Source organism: Escherichia sp. E14S1, from assembly GCF_004211995.1.
Taxonomy (GTDB): Bacteria; Pseudomonadota; Gammaproteobacteria; order Enterobacterales; family Enterobacteriaceae; genus Escherichia.
The window spans coordinates 242,769-263,847 of record NZ_RHJQ01000008.1; the positions used below are offsets into that span (position 1 = coordinate 242,769).

20 protein-coding genes are annotated in these 21,079 nt (G+C 51.2%); 12 read left to right on the plus strand and 8 right to left on the minus strand.

Annotated features, from left to right (window positions below; translation table 11 throughout):
- Window positions 1-249 precede the first annotated feature (249 nt).
- From glpA to D9734_RS10030, 4 genes are all read left to right on the plus strand, one after another.
- Complete coding sequence (gene glpA / locus D9734_RS10015) at window positions 250-1,878, plus strand: anaerobic glycerol-3-phosphate dehydrogenase subunit A (protein WP_130207164.1); 1,629 nt, start codon at window positions 250-252, stop codon at window positions 1,876-1,878.
- Window positions 1,868-3,124: a glycerol-3-phosphate dehydrogenase subunit GlpB gene (gene glpB, locus D9734_RS10020; RefSeq protein WP_130207165.1), complete on the plus strand. Its 1,257-nt coding sequence runs from the start codon at window positions 1,868-1,870 to the stop codon at window positions 3,122-3,124. The genes glpA and glpB overlap by 11 nt, the downstream gene beginning before the upstream one ends.
- The gene (gene glpC / locus D9734_RS10025; protein WP_001000377.1) at window positions 3,124-4,314 is read left to right on the plus strand and encodes an anaerobic glycerol-3-phosphate dehydrogenase subunit GlpC; all 1,191 of its coding nucleotides are present in this window, start codon (window positions 3,124-3,126) and stop codon (window positions 4,312-4,314) included. The genes glpB and glpC overlap by 1 nt, the downstream gene beginning before the upstream one ends.
- 193 nt (window positions 4,315-4,507) lie before the next feature.
- Window positions 4,508-5,458, plus strand: a complete 951-nt coding sequence (locus D9734_RS10030; protein WP_130207166.1) for an ISNCY family transposase — start codon at window positions 4,508-4,510, stop codon at window positions 5,456-5,458.
- Window positions 5,459-5,500: 42 nt separating this feature from the next.
- On the opposite strand, the gene yfaU is transcribed toward D9734_RS10030, so the two are convergent.
- The 6 genes from yfaU to D9734_RS10060 form a co-directional block, all read right to left on the minus strand.
- On the minus strand, window positions 5,501-6,304 hold the full coding sequence (gene yfaU / locus D9734_RS10035) for a 2-keto-3-deoxy-L-rhamnonate aldolase (RefSeq protein WP_130207590.1): 804 nt from the start codon (window positions 6,302-6,304) through the stop codon (window positions 5,501-5,503).
- 16 nt (window positions 6,305-6,320) lie between these two features.
- The gene (locus D9734_RS10040) at window positions 6,321-7,610 is read right to left on the minus strand and encodes an MFS transporter (RefSeq protein WP_130207167.1); all 1,290 of its coding nucleotides are present in this window, start codon (window positions 7,608-7,610) and stop codon (window positions 6,321-6,323) included.
- 56 nt (window positions 7,611-7,666) lie between these two features.
- Window positions 7,667-8,872 (minus strand): L-rhamnonate dehydratase, encoded by a 1,206-nt coding sequence (gene rhmD, locus D9734_RS10045; protein WP_130207168.1) that lies wholly within the window; start codon window positions 8,870-8,872, stop codon window positions 7,667-7,669.
- 14 nt (window positions 8,873-8,886) lie between these two features.
- On the minus strand, window positions 8,887-9,669 hold the full coding sequence (locus tag D9734_RS10050; protein WP_130207169.1) for an IclR family transcriptional regulator: 783 nt from the start codon (window positions 9,667-9,669) through the stop codon (window positions 8,887-8,889).
- 216 nt (window positions 9,670-9,885) lie between these two features.
- Window positions 9,886-11,088, minus strand: coding sequence for a nicotinamide mononucleotide deamidase-related protein YfaY (locus D9734_RS10055; RefSeq protein WP_130207170.1), 1,203 nt, complete (start codon window positions 11,086-11,088; stop codon window positions 9,886-9,888).
- Between the two features lie 99 nt (window positions 11,089-11,187).
- Window positions 11,188-11,730 (minus strand): YfaZ family outer membrane protein, encoded by a 543-nt coding sequence (locus D9734_RS10060; RefSeq protein ID WP_130207171.1) that lies wholly within the window; start codon window positions 11,728-11,730, stop codon window positions 11,188-11,190.
- A 279-nt stretch (window positions 11,731-12,009) separates the two neighbouring features.
- On the opposite strand from D9734_RS10060, the gene nudI reads away from it, so the two are divergent.
- Window positions 12,010-12,435, plus strand: a complete 426-nt coding sequence (gene nudI / locus D9734_RS10065) for a nucleoside triphosphatase NudI (protein ID WP_130207172.1) — start codon at window positions 12,010-12,012, stop codon at window positions 12,433-12,435.
- A 38-nt stretch (window positions 12,436-12,473) separates the two neighbouring features.
- Here the strand turns inward: nudI and ais are convergent, their stop codons facing one another.
- Complete coding sequence (gene ais / locus D9734_RS10070; RefSeq protein ID WP_130207173.1) at window positions 12,474-13,076, minus strand: lipopolysaccharide core heptose(II)-phosphate phosphatase Ais; 603 nt, start codon at window positions 13,074-13,076, stop codon at window positions 12,474-12,476.
- A 317-nt stretch (window positions 13,077-13,393) separates the two neighbouring features.
- Between ais and arnB the strand changes: the two genes are divergently transcribed.
- From arnB to arnF, 7 genes are read left to right on the plus strand one after another with little or no spacing between them, the layout of a single operon-like run.
- Complete coding sequence (arnB, locus tag D9734_RS10075; RefSeq protein ID WP_130207174.1) at window positions 13,394-14,533, plus strand: UDP-4-amino-4-deoxy-L-arabinose aminotransferase; 1,140 nt, start codon at window positions 13,394-13,396, stop codon at window positions 14,531-14,533.
- Between the two features lie 3 nt (window positions 14,534-14,536).
- Window positions 14,537-15,505, plus strand: coding sequence for an undecaprenyl-phosphate 4-deoxy-4-formamido-L-arabinose transferase (gene arnC, locus D9734_RS10080; RefSeq protein WP_130207175.1), 969 nt, complete (start codon window positions 14,537-14,539; stop codon window positions 15,503-15,505).
- A complete protein-coding gene (gene arnA, locus D9734_RS10085) occupies window positions 15,505-17,487 on the plus strand; it encodes a bifunctional UDP-4-amino-4-deoxy-L-arabinose formyltransferase/UDP-glucuronic acid oxidase ArnA (protein WP_130207176.1) in 1,983 nt (660 codons plus the stop codon). The genes arnC and arnA overlap by 1 nt, the downstream gene beginning before the upstream one ends.
- Complete coding sequence (gene arnD, locus D9734_RS10090) at window positions 17,484-18,377, plus strand: 4-deoxy-4-formamido-L-arabinose-phosphoundecaprenol deformylase (protein ID WP_130207178.1); 894 nt, start codon at window positions 17,484-17,486, stop codon at window positions 18,375-18,377. The genes arnA and arnD overlap by 4 nt, the downstream gene beginning before the upstream one ends.
- Window positions 18,374-20,026, plus strand: coding sequence for a lipid IV(A) 4-amino-4-deoxy-L-arabinosyltransferase (gene arnT / locus D9734_RS10095; RefSeq protein ID WP_130207180.1), 1,653 nt, complete (start codon window positions 18,374-18,376; stop codon window positions 20,024-20,026). Before arnD ends, arnT begins: the two co-directional genes overlap by 4 nt.
- A complete protein-coding gene (gene arnE / locus D9734_RS10100) occupies window positions 20,023-20,358 on the plus strand; it encodes a 4-amino-4-deoxy-L-arabinose-phosphoundecaprenol flippase subunit ArnE (protein WP_130207182.1) in 336 nt (111 codons plus the stop codon). Before arnT ends, arnE begins: the two co-directional genes overlap by 4 nt.
- Entirely contained in the window at window positions 20,358-20,744 is a 387-nt protein-coding gene (gene arnF / locus D9734_RS10105) for a 4-amino-4-deoxy-L-arabinose-phosphoundecaprenol flippase subunit ArnF (RefSeq protein WP_130207184.1), read from the plus strand. Before arnE ends, arnF begins: the two co-directional genes overlap by 1 nt.
- Here the strand turns inward: arnF and pmrD are convergent.
- The gene (gene pmrD, locus D9734_RS10110; protein WP_130207186.1) at window positions 20,738-21,004 is read right to left on the minus strand and encodes a signal transduction protein PmrD; all 267 of its coding nucleotides are present in this window, start codon (window positions 21,002-21,004) and stop codon (window positions 20,738-20,740) included. The two genes, arnF and pmrD, sit on opposite strands and share 7 nt — an antisense overlap.
- Between the last annotated feature and the right edge of the window lie 75 nt (window positions 21,005-21,079).

Here is a 21,079-nt window from a genome sequence, read left to right on the forward strand (position 1 = left end):
CTTATTTATGATTAACAGCCTGATTCAATGGAAGAACCTGCCGTTTCTTGAGTTGCCGCGATGTTAATTAATCATTCATTCCATGAATGTGAATTACCGCACACATTATTAAATAAGATTTACAAAATGTTCAAAATGACGCATGAAATCACGTTTCACTTTCGAATTATGAGCGATTATGCGCGAAATCAAACAATCCATGTTTTTTCTGTGGCTAAATGAGACAAAACGAACTTTTGAGGGATAACAATGAAAACTCGCGATTCGCAAACAAGTGACGTGATTATCATTGGCGGCGGCGCAACGGGAGCCGGGATTGCCCGCGACTGTGCCCTGCGCGGGCTGAAAGTGATTTTGGTTGAACGCCACGACATCGCAACGGGAGCCACCGGGCGTAACCACGGTCTGCTGCACAGCGGCGCACGCTATGCGGTTACCGATGCGGAATCGGCCCGCGAATGTATTAGTGAAAACCAGATTTTAAAACGCATTGCGCGTCACTGTGTCGAACCAACCAACGGCCTGTTTATCACCCTGCCGGAAGATGATCTCTCCTTCCAGGCGACTTTTATTCGTGCTTGCGAAGAGGCTGGAATCAGTGCTGAAGCCATTGATCCGCAGCAAGCACGCATTATCGAACCTTCCGTTAACCCGGCACTGATTGGCGCGGTAAAAGTTCCGGATGGCACCGTTGACCCATTCCGGCTGACCGCAGCGAACATGCTCGATGCAAAAGAACATGGTGCCGTTATCCTTACCGCTCATGAAGTCACGGGACTAATTCGTGAAGGCGCGACGGTGTGCGGTGTTCGTGTACGTAATCATCTCACCGGCGAAACTCAGGCACTTCATGCGCCTGTCGTAGTTAATGCCGCCGGGATCTGGGGGCAACACATTGCCGAATATGCCGATCTGCGCATTCGCATGTTCCCAGCGAAAGGATCGCTGCTGATCATGGACCACCGCATTAATCAGCATGTGATCAACCGCTGCCGTAAACCTTCCGACGCCGATATTCTGGTGCCTGGCGATACCATTTCGCTGATTGGCACCACCTCTTTACGCATTAATTACGATGAGATAGACGACAACCGAGTGACGGCAGAAGAAGTGGATATTCTGCTGCGTGAAGGGGAAAAACTGGCCCCCGTTATGGCGAAAACGCGCATTTTGCGGGCCTACTCTGGCGTGCGCCCGTTGGTTGCCAGCGATGACGACCCGAGCGGCCGTAACGTCAGTCGTGGCATCGTGCTGCTCGACCATGCCGAACGCGATGGTCTGGACGGATTTATCACCATCACCGGCGGCAAACTGATGACCTATCGTCTGATGGCGGAATGGGCTACGGATGCCGTCTGCCGCAAGCTGGGCAACACGCGCCCCTGTACGACCGCCGATCTGGCACTTCCTGGTTCACAGGAACCTGCTGAAGTCACCTTACGTAAAGTCATTTCCCTTCCTGCCCCACTACGCGGCTCTGCGGTTTACCGTCATGGCGATCGCACGCCAGCATGGTTAAGCGAAGGCCGTTTGCACCGCAGCCTGGTTTGTGAGTGTGAAGCCGTTACCGCTGGCGAAGTTCAGTACGCGGTAGAAAATCTAAACGTGAATAGCCTGTTAGATTTACGCCGTCGCACCCGTGTGGGGATGGGCACCTGCCAGGGCGAGCTCTGCGCCTGCCGCGCCGCCGGGCTGCTGCAACGCTTTAACGTCACCACCTCCGCACAATCTATCGAACAACTTTCCACTTTCCTTAACGAACGCTGGAAAGGTGTGAAGCCCATTGCATGGGGAGACGCATTGCGCGAAAGCGAATTTACCCGCTGGGTTTATCAGGGACTGTGTGGTCTGGAGAAGGAGCAGAAAGATGCGATTTGATACTGTCATTATGGGCGGCGGTCTTGCCGGATTACTCTGCGGCCTGCGATTGCAAAAACACGGTCTGCGCTGTGCCATTGTCACCCGTGGACAGAGCGCTCTGCATTTCTCATCCGGATCGCTGGACCTACTGAGCCACCTGCCAGACGGTCAGCCGGTGGCAGACATTCATGCAGGGCTGGAGTCTTTGTGCCATCAGGCACCTACCCACCCTTACAGTCTTCTCGGCCCACAACGCGTACTGGATCTCGCTTGTCAGGCGCAGACATTAATTGCGGAAAGCGGCGCGCAATTGCAGGGCAGCGTGGAACTGGCCCATCAGCGCGTTACCCCGCTCGGCACTTTGCGTTCGACCTGGTTAAGTTCGCCAGAAGTTCCCGTCTGGCCGCTACCCGCGAAGAAGATATGTGTGGTGGGAATTAGCGGGCTGATGGATTTTCAGGCGCATCTTGCGGCGGCTTCGTTGCGCGAACTGGATCTTTCGGTTGAAACTGCTGAAATTGAACTGCCGGAACTGGATGTGCTACGCAATAACGCCACCGAGTTTCGCGCGGTGAATATCGCCCGTTTCCTTGATAACGAAGAAAACTGGCCGCTGTTAATTGATGCACTAATCCCTGTCGCCAATACCTGTGAAATGATCCTGATGCCCGCCTGCTTCGGCCTGGCCGATGACAAACTGTGGCGCTGGCTGAATGAAAAACTACCTTGCTCACTGATGCTTTTGCCAACGCTGCCGCCTTCCGTGCTGGGTATTCGTCTGCAAAACCAGTTACAGCGCCAGTTTGTACGCCAGGGCGGCGTGTGGATGCCGGGCGATGAAGTGAAAAAAGTCACCTGTAAAAACGGCGTGGTGAGTGAAATCTGGACCCGCAATCACGCCGACATCCCGCTGCGTCCACGTTTCGCGGTTCTCGCCAGCGGCAGTTTCTTTAGCGGCGGGCTGGTGGCAAAACGCGACGGCATTCGCGAACCAATTCTCGGCCTTGATGTACTGCAAACCCCCACGCGGGGTGAGTGGTATAGAAGTGACTTTTTTGCTGCGCAACCGTGGCAACAGTTCGGCGTAACCACTGACGAGGCGCTACGCCCGTCGCAGGCAGGGCAAACCATTGAAAACCTGTTTGCCATCGGTTCGGTGCTGGGCGGATTTGATCCCATCGCCCAGGGATGCGGCGGCGGCGTTTGTGCTGTCAGTGCTTTGCATGCCGCTCAACAGATTGCCCAACGCGCAGGAGGCCAATAATGAACGATACCAGCTTCGAAAATTGCATTAAGTGCACCGTCTGCACCACCGCCTGCCCGGTGAGCCGGGTGAATCCCGGCTATCCAGGGCCAAAACAAGCCGGGCCGGATGGCGAGCGTCTGCGTTTGAAAGATGGCGCACTGTATGACGAGGCGCTGAAATATTGCATCAACTGCAAACGTTGCGAAGTCGCCTGCCCGTCCGATGTGAAGATTGGCGATATCATCCAGCGCGCACGAGCGAAATATGACACCACGCGTCCCTCGCTGCGTAACTTCGTTTTAAGTCATACCGATCTGATGGGCAGCGTTTCCACACCGTTCGCGCCAATCGTCAACACCGCTACCTCGCTGAAACCAGTACGGCAGCTGCTTGATGCGGCGTTAAAAATCGATCATCGCCGCACGCTACCGAAATACTCCTTCGGCACGTTCCGTCGCTGGTATCGCAGCGTAGCGGCCCAGCAAGCGCAGTATAAAGACCAGGTCGCCTTTTTCCACGGCTGCTTCGTCAACTACAACCATCCGCAACTGGGTAAAGATTTAATTAAAGTGCTCAATGCGATGGGAACGGGAGTGCAATTACTCAGCAAAGAAAAATGCTGCGGTGTGCCGCTAATCGCCAACGGCTTTACTGATAAAGCGCGTAAACAGGCGATCACAAATGTAGAATCGATCCGCGAAGCGGTGGGTGTAAAAGGCATTCCGGTGATTGCCACCTCCTCAACCTGTACATTTGCCCTGCGCGACGAATACCCGGAAGTGCTGAATGTCGACAACAAAGGCTTGCGCGATCATATTGAACTGGCGACCCGCTGGCTGTGGCGCAAGCTGGACGAAGGCAAAACGTTACCGCTGAAACCGCTGCCGCTGAAAGTGGTTTATCACACCCCATGCCATATGGAAAAAATGGGCTGGACGCTCTACACCCTGGAGCTGTTGCGTAAAATCCCAGGTCTTGAGCTGACAGTGCTGGATTCCCAGTGCTGCGGTATTGCCGGAACATACGGCTTCAAAAAAGAGAACTACCCCACTTCACAAGCCATTGGTGCGCCACTGTTCCGCCAGATAGAAGAGAGCGGCGCGGATCTGGTCGTTACCGACTGCGAAACCTGCAAATGGCAGATTGAGATGTCCACAAGCCTTCGCTGCGAACATCCGATTACGCTGCTGGCCCAGGCGCTGGCTTAAACCTCCTTCTGATGCCCGGTAAGCGCATTGCTTATCGGGCATTTTTGCGTACGCGATTCCGCGTCAAATGTACGCATTGCAACACAGTGAAAATTCCTCTGAAAACGTCTCGCAAAGGCTCAAACTGCCAGATGCCATCGGCCTGCGATCCCCGTAATGTCCCGTCATCATAAAAATCAGGTGACGGACAACCATGACTGAATCAACAACATCCTCCCCGCATGATGCGGTGTTTAAAACGTTTATGTTCTCGCCCGAAACCGCGCGGGATTTTCTGGAAATACATCTGCCGGAACCGCTGAGAAAACTTTGCAACCTGCAAACCTTACGCCTGGAACCCACCAGTTTTATTGAAAAAAGTTTACGCGCTTACTACTCGGATGTTTTGTGGTCGGTAGAAACCACCGACGGCGAAGGTTATATCTACTGCGTGATTGAGCATCAGAGTACTGCGGAAAAAAACATGGCCTTTCGACTGATGCGTTATGCCACTGCCGTCATGCAGCGCCATCTGGACAAAGGCTATGACAGAGTCCCTCTGGTAGTGCCAATGCTGTTTTATCACGGCGAAACCTCACCCTACCCATATTCACTTAACTGGCTGGATGAATTTGACGACCCGCAGCTTGCCCGGCAGTTGTACACCGAAGCTTTTCCGTTGGTGGATATCACCATCGTACCTGACGATGAGATCATGCAACATCGGCGTATAGCTCTGCTGGAACTGATTCAAAAGCATATTCGCGAGCGCGATTTAATCGGTCTGATCGACAGGATCACCACGCTTTTGGTTAGGGGCTTCACTAATGACAGCCAGGTGCAAACGCTGTTTAATTATCTGCTGCAATGCGGCGATACCTCCCGTTTCACCCGCTTTATTGAGGAGATTGCCGAACGTTCACCACTACAAAAGGAGAGATTAATGACTATTGCTGAACGGCTGCGGCAGGAAGGACACCAAATTGGCTGGCAGGAAGGTAAGATTGAAGGTTTGCAGCAAGGTAAATTAGAAGGTTTGCAGGAAGGCATGCATGAACAAGCCATTAAAATTGCCTTGCGAATGCTGGAACAGGGCATCGATCGTGACCTGGTACTCGCAACTACCCAGCTAAACGAAGCCGATCTGACAGCGAAAAACCACTAACTAACATACCGGCCCACAGGTAATCCCTATGGGCCTTTGATATTAATAACTTCCTGTTATGCGTGGCCCATTTTTGCCTGATTTAAATATCGCCAGTCGTTGATCCAGGGCATCGCTATAGAGCATCGTGTCAACGCCAACAGCGACAAAGTTCGCTCCCCACGCCAAACATTGCTGCGCCATATCAGGAGCCACAGCCAGAAAACCAGCCGCTTTACCCGCAGCGCGGATCCGACGAATGCTTGCTTCAATAATACACTGAACTTCCGGGTGGCCGGCGTTATCCGGATACCCCAACGACGCTGAGAGATCCGCAGGCCCAATAAATACGCCATCAATCCCTTCGACTTCGAGGATTTCGTCCAGGTTATCCAGTGCCGTTTTACTTTCCACCTGCACCAACAGACAAAGCGAGTCGTTGACTTGCGCCATGTAATTCTCAATGCGTCCCCAGCGCGCAGCACGAGCTACACTGGCCCCGACACCACGCTCACCGTAGGGTGGATATCGGGTAGCAGACACCACCTGACGTGCCTGTTCGGCAGTATCGACCATCGGGATCAGTAGGGTTTGAGCGCCAATATCCAGTACTTGTTTAATCAGCGACTTACTCCCCTCCACCGGGCGGATCACGGGTTGGCTGGCATAGGGCGCTATCGCCTGTAACTGGTGATAAAGATCCTGAATGGTATTTGGCGCGTGCTCTCCGTCAATCAGCAACCAGTCATAACCGGAAGTAGCGGCGATTTCTGCCATATAGGCAGTCGTTGAGCTTAACCACAGACCAATTTGCACTTCACCTTTGCGTAAGCGTTCTTTGAAGGGATTGGTTAATAATGCGTTCATCATATTCCTTAACCTATTAGTGATGTGCCACGTTAGTCTGCACAACTGAGCGACTTACACGTAGAGTGAAAATAATCAGCGAGCCGACGACCGCCACCGCAGCCAGCGTCAGCAATCCTGCCGCATCGCTGGCAAACAAGGTTTCTGCTTTTACGCGCAGGATCGGGGCGATAAATCCGCCCACTGCGCCAAACAGGTTAACAAAACCAATCCCCGCCGCCAGCGCCGTACCAGAAAGCAGTTGTGTCGGCATAGTCCAGAACACCGGCTGCACGGCAATAAACCCTATTGCTGCAACACATAGCGCAACGATTGCCAGTACTGGCGAAAGTAGCCCGGAAAGGCCAATACCAATGCCCGCGGCCAGCAATGTCAGCGCCGCGACATTGCGCCGTTCGCCGGTTTTATCGGAATAGCGCGGAATAAGCCAGGTCCCAAACAATGCCGCAACCCACGGAATAGCGGTGACCACAGAGGCCGTAAAGCCCACTTTTGTCCCCAGCAATGCCGCAACCTGCGTCGGCAGGAAGAAAATTAATCCATAAACCGCGACCTGAATGGTCAGGTAGATAATTGCCAGTTGCCAGACTCGTCCATTACGCAACGCATCGCTCAGTCGAGAAGTCACTTTCTGTTGTTCTTCACTTGCCAGTTGATTGATAAGCAACGTTTTTTCTTCTTTACTCAGAAAACGTGCCTGATCTGGTGTGTCATCAAGCCAAAAGAAAGTGAATACCCCAGCGCCGACTGCCAACAATCCTTCAATCACAAACATCCAGAACCAGCCGGGATGCCCCATAAATCCATGCATCTCCAGCAGCGCGCCGGAAAGCGGTGATCCCAGCGTTAATGCCAGCGGTGCACCCATATAGAACAGCCCCATAATGCTGGCGCGATTACGCTGCGGAAACCATTGCGAGGTGAGATAAATCATACCGGGGAAGAATCCGGCTTCCGCTGCGCCAAGCAGAGTGCGAACGATCAGAAATTTCGCTTCAGTATCGGCCCATGCCATTGCCGCCGAAAGAAATCCCCACAGCAGTGTCGTCGTACCAATCCAGGTTCTGGCCCCCAGTTTGCGCATCAACAGATTCGCCGGTACACCTAGAAACGCGTAAACCACAAAGAAAATACCCGCCCCCAGCGCATAAGCTTCATTACTCAGCCCGGTATCAATCTGGTAGGTCTGTTTGGCAAAACCAATATTCGAACGATCGAGAAACGCCAGCACATACAGTGCCAACATAAACGGGATCAAACGCGCGCGGTTTTTCTTCACCACGGCGTCAAGCAAAGCGGTGCTCATAAGAAGCTCCTTAGAACATGTGAGCGTTGCCGTTATCACGGCAACGCCCTGAGTGATTAGTGGCTGTAAGGGCGTTTCAGATTGCAGTCACGATTGAGTTCGACGCCGAAACCAGGTTTATCAAGTACTGATTTGTGAATACGACCATTCACAGGAACCGGCTCATTAAGCAGAATGGGGTCAAACTGCGGACGCATCGTTGAACAATCCGGACTGGTCATCAGGAATTCGCTAAATGGGGTATTAGTGAAAGTGATTACCGCATGGTGGGAGTAAACAGACGAACCGTGCGGCACCACCAGCTGTCCGCGTGATTTGGCAATTGCGGCAATTTCCACCAGCGTGGTTAAGCCACCACACCAGCCAACATCCGGCTGCATGATGTCGATACCGGTTTCTGAAAGCGTACGAAAAGATTGCAGTGTGCCGTGGTGCTCACCACTGGTGACCATCATTCCCGCTGGCGCGTTGCGTTTTAGTTCGCGATAACCTTCATACTGCTGTGGCGGCAGGCACTCTTCGATCCATTTCAGGTTATAGGGAGCGCAAGCATGGGCTAGTTTGGTGGCATAGTTCACGTCCTGGCTCATCCAGCAGTCGAGCATTAACCAGAAATCTTCACCACATTTCTTACGCATATCCGCGACCATAGCGGCATCTTTGCGGATCCCCGCATCGCCATCATGTGGCCCCCAGTGCGTCGGCATTTTGCCACCGATAAAGCCCATCTCTTTTGCCAGATCCGGACGTGCGCCAGTGGCGTAGAACTGGATTTCATCACGGACTGCGCCACCTAACAGTTTGTAAACCGGAAACCCAACCACTTTGCCGAACAGGTCCCACAGTGCCAGATCGACACAGGAAATCGTGTTCATCACCAGGCCACCAGAACCGGAGTAATACAGAGTGGCATTGAGCATTTGATCGTGAATCAGTTTGATATCACTGACACATTTGCCCTCGATAAAACGGTTAAGGTGTTTTTCGACGATAAAACACCCCATTTCACCGGCAGTTGAAACGGCGAAACCGCTCTGGCCGTTTTCTGCTTCAACTTCGACAATCAACGTGCCAAGAACGTTAATGCCAAATGACTGGCGCGACTGTTCGTAATCGCGGTATTTACTCATCGGGGTAGCAATGTGATCGTCAATCCAGTGATTCGCCCCCTGGTCGTGATAATCACCGCCACCAGCGCCTTTTTCTGCTGTAGCACCGCCAGTAAACCAGGCGCGAACCTGTTTGATTTTTGGTAAGGTCATGATGTTCTCCATTGTTATGAGGCCTGTAAGTCAAAGGGACTTTTCCATCCCAACAGACGTGAAATATCCCTGGCGCAGGCAATGGCTTTGCCCGCCAGATAATCACGGTATTCTTCGTTGATTTGTAAGCGAGTACCGACCACCGAGATCGCGGCGGTAAGTTCGTTATTGGCGTTAAACACCGGAGCGGCGACGCAACGAACATCGGCGTAATCTTCGCCGTTGTCATAGCTCCAGCCCTGACGGCGAATACGCGCCAGTTCCTCGTGGAGCAGTTGTGGATGAGTCATTGTGGTAGGTGTCGCCTTTTCCCAGACCAGTCCTTCGATAATGCTTTGCTGGACAGCGGCTGGTTGCCAGGCAAGAAGGCATTTCCCGATGCCGGAACGATAAAGCGAAAGGCTTTTCCCTTCATGGGAACGCACACTGATGGTGGCTGAAGACTCCACTTTCAGAATGTAATAAGCACTACCGTTATCGATGATCCCAAGGTGGCATAACAGCCCAGTGGTATCCATCAGTTGCGTCAGGCGTGGTCGCGCCAGCTCCCTGAGATCCATCTTGCTTAACGCATGAGCGGAAAGCTCCACCAGCTTGGTCCACAAACAAAAATTTTCCTGGTGATCAAGGCTAAGAAAACGCTGGCGTTTAAGTTCGTTAAGCAGCAGATAGGCCGTGCTTTTCGGGATCCCCAATGTGTCAATGATCGTTGCAGCACTACAAGGGCCAATGCGGGCAATCAGATTGAGAATATCAATAGCCCGTGTCAGGGCGGGTACTTTGCTTGATTCCAACATACTGGACTCCAGTCTTAGATACTGGAATCAGTCTCGTCGCTCAGGGTGAGTAAAATTGTGAAGCGCATCAAATCCCGTTTCTCGTCCAGCGGACTGGAGAAATTACGCACAAATTTGTGAATCAGCGCACGGATTTTTTCTTATTGAGTACAACAGGTTGGACAAATTTGCGGGAGGGGAATGTGCCGGTGCAGTAAACCGGCACAGAATGACTGATCAGACGGATAAGGTCATGGACTCAACAACCTCAATCCAGCCGTGCTCGCTGGCGATGTCCTGATTGTTCAGCCAACGGCGCAGCATATTCAACGCCATCATTGCACACACTTCCTGACGAATAGCCAGACTGTAGCGCGTAGTGCTGAAATGTACGCGCAGGGCATAAGTGCCGTCCGGCGTGGCTAGCGCAAAGTTGAGATATTCGTTCTCGAAACCCGAAACAGCCAGTGCCAGCCCGGCAAAATGGTTGGCCCGCCGTTCTGTAATCCAGTGCGCGGTTTGTGCCAGAGTCTCTTCCTGTGAAGGAACCACTTCACACGCCAGCAATGGCGCACCTGCGCGAGAAAGTTGCAAAGCCAATAAACCACCGGTGAATTGCTCGCTCAACGTCAGGCTGAACTGGCGGTTTTGCAATTCGCGACTGATCTGCGCGGGCAGTCCTTCGGTGCCTTCGTAAATCACGCTCTGTCCGGCAACACGTTTAACGTCCAGCCACAGTTTTTCCATCGCCTGTTGCTCGCTTGCCGGTCCGGTCAGCTTCAGTTCAATTATCGGCATCGAGGAGCGATAGCCCATTGTTACGCCCGGCGGCAGTTGTAGAGTGTCCAGGCTTTGTGCCAGATCGCTTTCCGAACGACCAAAGGTAGTCAAACGCAGACAAACCGGCGGCTGCGGTAAAGAAAAACGCTCGCGCAGGCGCGGCAGGATTTCGTGCTCGACCATCACCTTAAATTCTGACGGTACGCCGGGGGTAAAGAACATCAGGCAACGATTAAGCTGCACGGCAAAACCACAGGCGGTGCCTACGGGGTTATTGATGAACTCGGCACTCGCTGGCAATTCTGCCTGTTTACGGTTGCTCGGCGTCATCACGCGACCACGTTCGCGGAAATAACGTTCCATCTCTTTAAGCCAGGCTTCATGTAGCACCAGACCTTCACCTTTTGCTGTCGCAGCAGCGAGCGCGCTTAAATCATCGCTGGTTGGCCCCAGTCCGCCGTTGACGATCAGCACATCGGCGTGCTGACTGCGCTCACGAAGAATGGTGACTAAATCTTCAAGGTTATCGCCTACCGTATTACGGCGAGATAGCGGCAAGCCCTGATGAAAGAAAAAGTCGGCCAGCCAGGCTGCATTCGTGTCAACGATTTGCCCGTGTAACACCTCATCCCCGGTGGATAGCATTTCCACTTTTAACATGGTTATCTCCTGCTTTTGTTATCGAATCACTATAACGCAAAGGGAGATAAGGCATAGTAAGAAACTGAATGGCGCGACAGAACGCCGCGCCGGAAGGTATCAGAAGCTGGCGTTAACCCCGACATAAGGGCCGTCGGCCACGGCATTATCGCGATTGCCGTCTTTCCCCGACAGGTTCAGATAACGGTAGCCTGCCTCAATACTGACTGGACGCATAATGGTATAACGCGCGCCAGCATTCGCTTCTTCATAACTTTGAATACCGCTGGAGAGCGAATCCGGAGAGTAATAATACTCGCCAAACAGACGGAAGCTGTCGCCAATTTGCCACTGCAAACCACCACCGACTGCCGCCGCATAACCTTCATCACCGTAATTCGGGTTGGTATAAACACCTTTCCCACCTACAGTTGCCATTAACGGCCCCAGAGGAAGATTCAGGCCCAACCCCACGCCCGCGACATCACCGTCGTCGTCGTTATGTGTCCAGTTACCGCTTAACGCCAGTCCCGTAGACTCGGTCCCGAAACCGACGCCAATATTGGTGTATTCCTTACCTGCCTGGCCGCTGATGCTTATCGCATTTGCCGATGCAGAAACCAACAGCATTCCAGCCAGAACTGGTAGCGCAAATTTTTTCATTTTTACCTTTTTCCGCAAGAAGATAATCAACATTCCCCAAAGCTGCGGGATTGTACTGCCTGACGCAGAGGATTCAATGCGTGAAAAAAGCGATCTGCTAACTTATTGTAACTAAATACGTCTTTAATAATTTAACGCCGAAAAAATAAACATGATTTACGTTATAAACCAAAATAATAATCAGCGCAGTTATCATCGCAAAAGAGACTAATGTCACTTTCGCATATTTCTGAGTTGCCGTATTCTCTTGGTTTATTTTCGATTATAAGGAACATCCCTGTGCGACAACGGACTATTGTTTGCCCTTTGATTCAAAATGATGGTGCTTATCTGCTATGCAAAATGGCTGACGATCGCGGCGTTTTCCCGGGTCAATGGGCGCTTTCGGGTGGTGGCGTGGAACCTGGCGAACGTATTGAAGAAGCATTACGCCGTGAAATCAGAGAAGAGTTAGGCGAGCAACTGATTCTTACCGACATCACTCCGTGGACTTTCAGCGATGACATTCGCACTAAGACATATGCAGATGGTCGTAAGGAAGAGATTTATATGATTTACCTGATCTTTGACTGTGTTTCTGCCAACCGTGAAGTGAAAATAAACGAAGAGTTTCAGGAATACGCGTGGGTAAAACCTGAAGATCTGGCGCAATACGATTTGAATGTTGCGACCAAGAAAACATTACGTTTGAAGGGTCTTCTGTGATAGTGATGACAGCCATTACTGGCTGTCAGATTCAAAGATCAGTGATTGACAAATTCCCCATCCAGTAAAACTTTACCGTTTTCCACATGCATCACCAGTCCATCCAGATAATCTGGTTTAAATATCACGTTACGTTTATCTTTCGCGATATACGTCAGACAGTGATTGTGGGTGAAGATAACAATATTTTTATCAGGCGCTTTACTTTGTAAGTCTTTAATTGCGCTATAAATCTCATTACTACATTGTAGCAGTCGTTTATCTACCGTCAGTTTTTTGCCCGCAGAAAACCAGGTTGCCGACTGAATAGTCCGAACGGTATTACTGGAATAAAGATCGAAATCAGGGATATCTGCGCTGAAGGCTTTGCCCAGTTCACGCGCATCCTGAGAGCCATTTACCGTAATACCTGTTTTGTCTGACAAGCATTGATTGGAGGAACGATCGCAACGTTCTCCATGGCGAAACAGAACCACCACCGGGTGCTGCTGCGCTAGCCTGGCCAACGTTTTATTGTCGATTCGTGGCAACCCATTGCTACTCCAGGCAGCATGACTACCCAACCCGGCAATTACAGCAAGCACCAGTAAAATGAAGATATATTTTTTAGACTTCATCGAAGTCCGACAAAAAGCTAACACTTAAGCTCCACCTATAGACACGCGTAGCCAGCTAAATGACCGTGAAAAAAATAACATTTTCACCGGAAAATAGGGGCTGGGGATAGTATTAAAACATTACGATGCACGCAAAATGCCTTAAATCTTGTCAAATGAAAAGCCTGAAAAAGATAAAAAAACGAAAAAAACTAATATTTAAGTACTATATTAGTTCCTTAAGGTTAAATTAATATTCTACCCTTAGAATTTTACGCCAAATGGCAAAATACATATAACGCTCCCTATAACAAATATTAGTGAATAGATGGGAAAAGTATTCAATGGCCGAAGGAATAATAATGTCAGATTTTTTGCCCTTTTCACGTCCGGCAATGGGTGTGGAAGAACTCGCTGCGGTTAAAGATGTTCTCGAATCTGGATGGATCACCACAGGTCCGAAGAATCAGGCGCTTGAACAAGCCTTTTGCCAGTTGACGGGAAACCAACATGCCATCGCGGTCAGTTCAGCCACAGCCGGAATGCATATTACGCTGATGGCGCTGGAGATAGGTGCTGGCGATGAAGTGATCACGCCTTCTCTGACCTGGGTATCAACTCTTAATATGATTTCTTTGTTGGGCGCTACGCCGGTAATGGTAGATGTCGATCGCGATATGCTGATGGTCACGCCTGAAGCAATCGAAGCAGCCATTACGCCGCGTACCAAAGCCATCATTCCAGTGCATTATGCCGGTGCGCCAGCAGATATTGACGCCATTCGCGCCATTGGCGAACGTTACGGTATCGCGGTTATTGAAGATGCCGCCCATGCCGTCGGTACGTATTACAAAAGCCGACATATTGGTGCGAAAGGTACTGCTATTTTTTCGTTTCACGCCATCAAAAACATTACCTGTGCGGAAGGTGGCCTGATTGTTACTGATGATGAAAACCTCGCCCGCCAGCTACGTATGCTGAAATTTCATGGTCTGGGCGTCGATGCATATGACAGACAAACCTGGGGCCGCGCGCCGCAGGCAGAAGTATTAACGCCAGGCTATAAGTACAATCTGACCGATATTAACGCCGCGATTGCCCTGACACAGTTAGCCAAATTAGAGCAACTCAACACCCGTCGTCGGGAAATTGCCCTGCAATATCAGCAAGCACTGGCAGCTCTCCCGTTCCAGCCTTTAAGCCTTCCCGCATGGCCGCACATTCACGCCTGGCATCTGTTTATTATTCGTGTCGATGAACAACGTTGTGGTATCAGCCGCGATGCGTTGATGGAAGCGTTAAAAGAAAAAGGCATTGGCACCGGGTTACATTTCCGCGCCGCTCACACGCAAAAATATTATCGCGAGCGTTTTCCCACGCTGTCGTTACCGAATACCGAATGGAACAGCGAACGCATCTGTTCGTTGCCGCTTTTTCCAGATATGACCACCGCCGATGCCGACCGCGTCATCGCTGCCCTTCAGCAACTCGCAGGACAATAAGCCATGTTTGAAATCCACCCTGTTAAGAAAGTCTCGGTGGTTATTCCCGTCTATAACGAGCAGGAAAGCTTACCGGAATTAATCAGGCGCACCACCGCAGCCTGTGAATCGCTGAGGAAAGAGTATGAGATCCTGCTGATTGATGACGGCAGTAGCGATAATTCCGCACAAATGCTCGTCGATGCCTCACAAGCAGAGGGCAGCCACATCGTGTCTATTTTGCTTAATCGTAATTACGGACAGCATTCGGCGATCATGGCAGGTTTCAGCCACGTTACCGGCGACTTAATTATTACCCTCGATGCCGATCTCCAGAATCCGCCAGAGGAGATCCCCCGTCTGGTAGAAAAAGCCGATGAAGGTTACGACGTAGTGGGTACTGTGCGCCAGAATCGCCAGGATACCTGGTTTCGTAAAACGGCATCGAAGATGATTAATCGACTTATTCAGCGCACCACCGGCAAAGCGATGGGCGACTATGGCTGTATGTTACGCGCCTATCGCCGTCATATTATCGATGCCATGTTGCACTGCCATGAACGCAGCACCTTTATCCCGATTCTGGCGAATATCTTCGCTCGCCGCGCCATTGAAATTCCGGTACATCATGCCGAGCGTGAGTATGGCGAATCTAAATACAGCTTTATGCGCCTGATTAATTTGATGTACGACCTGGTGACCTGCCTCACGACCACACCGCTACGTATGCTGAGTCTTCTCGGCAGCGTGATTGCGATTGGGGGTTTCAGCATTGCGGTACTGCTGGTGATTTTACGCCTGACCTTCGGACCACAATGGGCCGCGGAAGGCGTCTTTATGCTATTTGCCGTGCTGTTTACTTTTATTGGCGCTCAGTTTATCGGCATGGGATTGCTCGGTGAATATATTGGCAGGATCTACACCGATGTCCGCGCCCGCCCCCGCTATTTTGTTCAGCAAGTTATCCGTCCATCCAGCAAGGAAAATGAATAATGAAAACCGTCGTTTTTGCCTACCACGATATGGGATGCCTCGGTATTGAAGCCCTGCTGGCTGCCGGTTACGAAATTAGCGCCATTTTTACCCATACTGATAATCCTGGCGAAAAAGCCTTTTATGGTTCGGTCGCTCGCCTGGCGGCGGAAAGAGGCATTCCGGTTTACGCGCCGGATAACATTAATCATCCGCTGTGGGTGGAACGCATTGCCCAACTGTCACCAGAGGTGATTTTCTCTTTTTATTATCGCCATCTCATTAGCGATGAGATTTTACAGCTCGCTCCCGCAGGTGCATTTAATCTGCATGGTTCGCTGTTACCAAAATATCGTGGTCGCGCGCCGCTGAACTGGGTGCTGGTGAACGGTGAAACGGAAACGGGCGTAACATTGCACCGAATGGTTAAACGTGCCGATGCCGGGGCCATTGTTGCCCAACTGCGCGTTGCCATTGCGCCAGATGATATCGCCATTACGCTGCATCATAAATTGTGCCATGCCGCGCGTCAGTTGCTGGAACAGACGTTACCCGCCATTAAACACGGTAAGATTCTGGAAATAGCCCAACGCGAGAACGAAGCCACCTGTTTTGGTCGCAGAACACCAGAAGACAGCTTCCTCGAGTGGCACAAACCGGCAGCCGTATTGCATAACATGGTCCGCGCCGTCGCCGATCCGTGGCCGGGTGCCTTCAGCTATGTTGGTAATCAAAAATTTACCGTCTGGTCGTCACGCGTACATCCTCATACATCCGCAGCACAGCCGGGAAGCGTGATTTCTGTTGCGCCGTTGCTGATTGCCTGTGGCGATGGCGCGCTGGAAATCGTCACCGGACAAGCGGGCGACGGCATTACTATGCAGGGCTCACAATTAGCGCAGACACTGGGCCTGGTGCAAGGTTCACGCTTGAATAGCCAGCCTGCCTGTGCCGCCCGACGCCGTACCCGGGTACTCATCCTCGGGGTGAATGGCTTTATCGGTAACCATTTGACAGAACGCCTGCTGCGCGAAGATCACTATGAAGTTTACGGTCTGGATATTGGCAGCGACGCGATAAGCCGTTTTCTGAATCATCCGCATTTTCATTTTGTTGAAGGCGATATCAGCATTCATTCCGAATGGATTGAGTATCACGTCAAAAAATGTGATGTCGTGTTGCCGCTGGTGGCGATAGCTACGCCGATTGAATATACCCGCAACCCGCTACGCGTATTTGAACTCGATTTTGAAGAGAATCTGCGCATTATCCGTTACTGCGTGAAGTACCGTAAGCGAATCATCTTCCCGTCGACTTCAGAAGTTTATGGGATGTGTAGCGATAAATACTTCGATGAAGACCATTCTAATTTAATCGTCGGCCCGGTGAATAAACCACGCTGGATTTATTCAGTATCAAAACAATTACTTGATCGGGTGATCTGGGCGTATGGCGAAAAAGAGGGGTTGCAGTTCACCCTCTTCCGCCCGTTTAACTGGATGGGGCCACGACTGGATAACCTTAATGCTGCGCGAATTGGTAGCTCACGCGCTATTACGCAACTCATTCTCAATCTGGTGGAAGGTTCACCGATTAAGCTGATTGATGGCGGAAAACAAAAACGCTGCTTTACTGATATTCGCGATGGAATCGAAGCGTTATACCGCATTATCGAAAATGCGGGAAATCGCTGCGACGGCGAAATTATCAACATTGGCAATCCTGATAACGAAGCGAGTATTGAAGAACTCGGCGAGATGCTGCTGGCGAGCTTCGAAAAACATCCGCTGCGCCATCACTTCCCACCGTTTGCGGGCTTTCGCGTGGTAGAAAGTAGCAGCTACTACGGCAAAGGATATCAGGACGTAGAGCATCGTAAACCGAGCATCCGCAATGCCCGCCGTTGCCTCGGCTGGGAACCGAAAATTGATATGCAGGAAACCATCGATGAGACGCTGGATTTCTTCCTGCGCACTGTCGATCTTACGGATAAGTCATCATGACCAAAGTAGGTTTACGTATTGATGTCGATACTTTTCGTGGCACCCGCGAAGGGGTGCCACGTCTGCTGGAAACCTTAAGTAAGCATAATATTCAGGCCAGCATTTTTTTCAGCGTCGGCCCGGACAATATGGGCCGCCATCTCTGGCGACTGGTGAAGCCACAGTTTTTGTGGAAGATGCTGCGCTCAAACGCGGCATCACTTTATGGCTGGGATATTTTACTGGCAGGTACGGCATGGCCAGGAAAAGAGATTGGTCATGCCAATGCCGATATCATTCGTGAAGCGGCTAAATACCACGAAGTCGGCCTGCACGCCTGGGATCACCACGCCTGGCAAGCCCATAGCGGCAACTGGGATCGGCAAACAATGGTAGACGATATTGCCCGCGGCCTTCGTACCCTGGAAGAGATTATCGGCCAACCGATAACCTGCTCCGCTGCTGCTGGCTGGCGTGCCGACCAACAGGTGATCGAAGCAAAAGAAGCGTTCCATTTGCGCTACAACAGCGATTGTCGTGGGGCGATGCCGTTTCGTCCCTTGCTCGAATCAGGAAAACCTGGCACTGCACAAATTCCAGTGACATTACCTACCTGGGATGAAGTGATTGGCCGGGATGTGAAAGCGCAAGATTTTAACGGCTGGCTACTCAACCGCATCCTGCGAGATAAAGGGACGCCGGTTTATACCATCCATGCTGAAGTTGAAGGTTGTGCTTATCATCCTGATTTTGTTGATCTCCTGAAGCGTGCCGCCCGTGAAGGCATTACTTTTTGTCCATTAGGCGAGCTGCTGCCGGAGACGTTGCCGCTCGGACATGTGGTGCGTGGAAGAATCGCTGGACGTGAAGGCTGGCTGGGTTGCCAACAAGTTGCGGGAACTCGTCCATGAAATCCATTCGCTATTACGCCGCATTCTTTGCGTTTATTACCGTCTATTATCTCTTGCCGATTAATTATCGCCTGCTCTGGCAACCTGATGAAACGCGGTATGCGGAAATCAGTCGGGAAATGCTGGCTTCCGGCGACTGGATTGTGCCCCATCTGTTAGGGCTACGTTATTTCGAAAAACCGATTGCCGGATACTGGATTAACAGTATTGGGCAATGGCTGTTTGGCGCGAATAACTTTGGTGTGCGAGCAGGTGTTATCTTTGCGACTCTGTTAACCGCCGCGCTGGTGACCTGGTTTACTCTGCGCTTATGGCGCGATAAACGTCTGGCACTACTCGCCGCTGTGATTTATCTCTCGCTGCTTATTGTCTACGCCATCGGCACTTACGCCGTGCTCGATCCGTTTATTGCATTCTGGCTGGTGGCGGGAATGTGTAGCTTCTGGTTGGCAATGGATGCGCAAACGTGGAAAGGCAAAAGCGCGGGATTTTTACTGCTGGGAATCACCTGCGGTATGGGGGTAATGACCAAAGGTTTTCTCGCCCTCGCCGTGCCGGTATTAAGCGTGCTGCCATGGGTGGCGACGCAAAAACGCTGGAAAGATTTCTTTATTTACGGCTGGCTGGCAATCATCAGTTGTGTACTGACGGTTCTCCCCTGGGGGTTAGCAATAGCGCAACGGGAGCCTGACTTCTGGCACTATTTTTTCTGGATTGAGCATATTCAACGCTTTGCGATGGATGATGCCCAACATAAAGCCCCGTTCTGGTACTACTTGCCTATCATCATTGCCGGTAGCCTGCCATGGCTGGGATTACTCCCCGGTGCGCTGCGTTCTGGCTGGAAAAACCGCAACCATTCCGCAACCGTCTATCTCTTGAGTTGGACGGTGATGCCACTGCTGTTTTTCTCCGTCGCTAAAGGCAAGCTGCCGACCTATATTCTTTCCTGCTTTGCGCCTCTGGCAATACTGGTGGCGTATTACGCGTTGCAGGCAGCAAAAAATAATCCTCTGGCGTTGCGGATTAATGGCTGGATCAATATCGCATTTGGCGTCACTGGCATTATTGCCACGTTTGTAGTCTCTCCCTGGGGACCAATGAGTACGCCAGTCTGGCAAACTTTCGAAATCTATAAAGTCTTTTGCGCATGGTCGATTTTTTCGCTATGGGCATTTTTCGGCTGGTACACATTAACGAACATTGAAAAAAACTGGCCTTTTGCGGCACTTTGCCCGTTGGGGCTGGCGTTGCTCGTGGGTATTGCGATCCCCGACAGAGTCATGGAAGGCAAACATCCGCAATTTTTTGTCGAGATGACGCAAGAGTCACTCCAGCCGAGCCGCTATATTCTTACGGATAGCGTCGGCGTTGCCGCAGGTCTGGCATGGAGTCTGCAACGCGATGACATCATCATGTATCGCCAGACGGGGGAGTTGAAATATGGCCTCAATTATCCGGATGCGAAAGGCAGATTTGTCAGCGGTGATGATTTCGCCAGCTGGCTTACTCAACATCGCCAGGAGGGGATTATTACTCTCGTGCTTTCGGTAGACCGCGATGAGGATATCAACAGCCTTGCCATTCCACCTGCAGATGCTATCGATCATCAGGGGCGTCTGGTGCTCATTCAGTATCGGCCCAAATGATCTGGCTGATTTTAGTCTTTGCCAGCCTGCTTAGCGTAGCCGGGCAGCTCTGCCAGAAACAGGCAACTCGCTTTGTGGCAATAAGTAAACGGCGCAAACATATTGCACTGTGGCTGGCGCTGGCATTGATGTGTCTGGGGCTGGCAATGGTGCTCTGGCTGCTGGTATTACAGAACGTGCCGGTAGGCATTGCCTATCCAATGTTGAGCCTGAATTTTGTCTGGGTGACGCTGGCAGCAGTAAAACTGTGGCACGAACCAGTGTCTTTTCGTCACTGGTGTGGGGTGGCCTTCATTATTGGCGGCATTGTGATTCTCGGGAGTACGGTGTAATGGGCCTGATGTGGGGATTATTCAGCGTCATTATTGCTTCTGCTGCGCAATTAAGCCTGGGTTTTGCGGCGAGTCATCTGCCGCCGATGACGCAATTATGGAATTTTATCGCGGCGCTTTTTACTTTTGATTTCGGTGCCCGGATGCTGGTCGTCGGCCTGGTTGGCTATCTGATCTCCGTTTTTTGCTGGTATAAGGCGTTGCATCGGCTGGCACTCAGCAAAGCCTATGCCTTACTGAGTATGAGTTATGTACTGGTATGGATTGCATCAATGGTACTTCCCGGCTGGGAAGGGACCTTCTCGCTGAAGGCTATGCTGGGCGTAGCCTGTATTATGGGTGGATTAACGCTGATTTTTCTACCAGCAGCAAAACAACGCTACTGACTTTTGCAGCCAGACTGACATTGTCGCCCCCATTCCTCAACACTATAACTGCTCGCCGAAATGACTTTCACCGTGCGCTGTTTTTCCCGGTTGATGCAATAAAGCGCATCCTGTAGCGGAGAAAGCAGGTCACCTGATTTAACGCTAAAGTCAGTTTGCACTTCGGCAATCATTTTTATCGTGCCGCCAGTATCACAAAGCTTCAGTACATGTCTGTTGTCTTGTTTATCGCTGCATGATTTTTTAACCAGCCATTCCATTGCACTATCCTGTCTGATAAGAATTGTCACATTAATTTACAGATTAACAGATAAACTCATTATCAATGGCAATGG

Excerpts from the sequence above, each read along its gene's own strand:
- glpA (WP_130207164.1), top strand. The coding sequence starts at position 250 with ATGAAAACTCGCGATTCGCAAACAAGTGACGTGATTATCATTGGCGGC.
- glpB (WP_130207165.1), top strand. The coding sequence starts at position 1,868 with ATGCGATTTGATACTGTCATTATGGGCGGCGGTCTTGCCGGATTACTC.
- glpC (WP_001000377.1), top strand. The coding sequence starts at position 3,124 with ATGAACGATACCAGCTTCGAAAATTGCATTAAGTGCACCGTCTGCACC.
- D9734_RS10030 (WP_130207166.1), top strand. The coding sequence starts at position 4,508 with ATGACTGAATCAACAACATCCTCCCCGCATGATGCGGTGTTTAAAACG.
- yfaU (WP_130207590.1), bottom strand. The coding sequence starts at position 6,304 with ATGAACGCATTATTAACCAATCCCTTCAAAGAACGCTTACGCAAAGGT.
- D9734_RS10040 (WP_130207167.1), bottom strand. The coding sequence starts at position 7,610 with ATGAGCACCGCTTTGCTTGACGCCGTGGTGAAGAAAAACCGCGCGCGT.
- rhmD (WP_130207168.1), bottom strand. The coding sequence starts at position 8,872 with ATGACCTTACCAAAAATCAAACAGGTTCGCGCCTGGTTTACTGGCGGT.
- D9734_RS10050 (WP_130207169.1), bottom strand. The coding sequence starts at position 9,669 with ATGTTGGAATCAAGCAAAGTACCCGCCCTGACACGGGCTATTGATATT.
- D9734_RS10055 (WP_130207170.1), bottom strand. The coding sequence starts at position 11,088 with ATGTTAAAAGTGGAAATGCTATCCACCGGGGATGAGGTGTTACACGGG.
- D9734_RS10060 (WP_130207171.1), bottom strand. The coding sequence starts at position 11,730 with ATGAAAAAATTTGCGCTACCAGTTCTGGCTGGAATGCTGTTGGTTTCT.
- arnB (WP_130207174.1), top strand. The coding sequence starts at position 13,394 with ATGTCAGATTTTTTGCCCTTTTCACGTCCGGCAATGGGTGTGGAAGAA.
- arnC (WP_130207175.1), top strand. The coding sequence starts at position 14,537 with ATGTTTGAAATCCACCCTGTTAAGAAAGTCTCGGTGGTTATTCCCGTC.
- arnA (WP_130207176.1), top strand. The coding sequence starts at position 15,505 with ATGAAAACCGTCGTTTTTGCCTACCACGATATGGGATGCCTCGGTATT.
- arnD (WP_130207178.1), top strand. The coding sequence starts at position 17,484 with ATGACCAAAGTAGGTTTACGTATTGATGTCGATACTTTTCGTGGCACC.
- arnT (WP_130207180.1), top strand. The coding sequence starts at position 18,374 with ATGAAATCCATTCGCTATTACGCCGCATTCTTTGCGTTTATTACCGTC.
- arnE (WP_130207182.1), top strand. The coding sequence starts at position 20,023 with ATGATCTGGCTGATTTTAGTCTTTGCCAGCCTGCTTAGCGTAGCCGGG.
- arnF (WP_130207184.1), top strand. The coding sequence starts at position 20,358 with ATGGGCCTGATGTGGGGATTATTCAGCGTCATTATTGCTTCTGCTGCG.
- pmrD (WP_130207186.1), bottom strand. The coding sequence starts at position 21,004 with ATGGAATGGCTGGTTAAAAAATCATGCAGCGATAAACAAGACAACAGA.